Source organism: Segeticoccus rhizosphaerae (assembly GCF_009192725.1).
GTDB classification, from domain to species: domain Bacteria; phylum Actinomycetota; class Actinomycetes; order Actinomycetales; family Dermatophilaceae; genus Segeticoccus; species Segeticoccus rhizosphaerae.
This window is the reverse complement of record NZ_VOHR01000753.1, coordinates 1-512: the sequence shown is the minus strand read 5'-3', so window position 1 is coordinate 512 and position 512 is coordinate 1. Positions and strand designations below refer to the sequence as shown.

1 protein-coding gene and 1 pseudogene are annotated in these 512 nt (G+C 67.0%); both read right to left on the bottom strand.

From position 1 onward, the window contains the following. Nucleotides 1-294, bottom strand: a 294-nt coding sequence (locus tag FRW57_RS22825; RefSeq protein ID WP_338055410.1) for an ATP-dependent metallopeptidase FtsH/Yme1/Tma family protein, incomplete at its 3' end; no start/stop codon positions are given. 132 nt (nt 295-426) lie between these two features. Next, nucleotides 427-512, bottom strand: a pseudogene (locus tag FRW57_RS22820) (hypoxanthine phosphoribosyltransferase); the annotation flags it as partial.

Here is a 512-nt window from a genome sequence, read left to right as displayed (position 1 = left end):
GGAGATGTCCTTGGCGATCGACGGGCCCTGCGCCGAGACGTAGAAGAACTGGACCTGCTTGCCGTAGTTCTTGTCGCCCTTGGTGAAGTCGTCGGTGAGCGTGAGGTCGACCCGTTGGATCGGGTCGATGATCTTCGCCTGGTCGACCTTCCCGGTCGCCAGCAGCGCGATGCCGTCGGACGTGTCGATGCGCTGGACCGACGGGCTGCGCAGCGTGCTCGCGGCCACCCAGAGCAGCAGGACGGCGACCGCGATCCAGATCGCGGGACCACGGACAAGGCTCTTGAGGTTCATGGGCGATCGGGGCCGGGCCCCTCATCCTCCGGTCGCGGGATGGTCGGAGCCTCGAAGTTACACGCTCGAACCAGGCAACCCGTCGTGGGTCCGCCCCTGTTCGCCGAGGGCACACCGACCCTCAGGTTGTCCTCAGGAGGCGTAGACGTGCGGGGCGAGCGTCCCGACGAACGGCAGGTTGCGGTACTTCTCGGCGTAGTCCAGGCCGTAGCCGACGA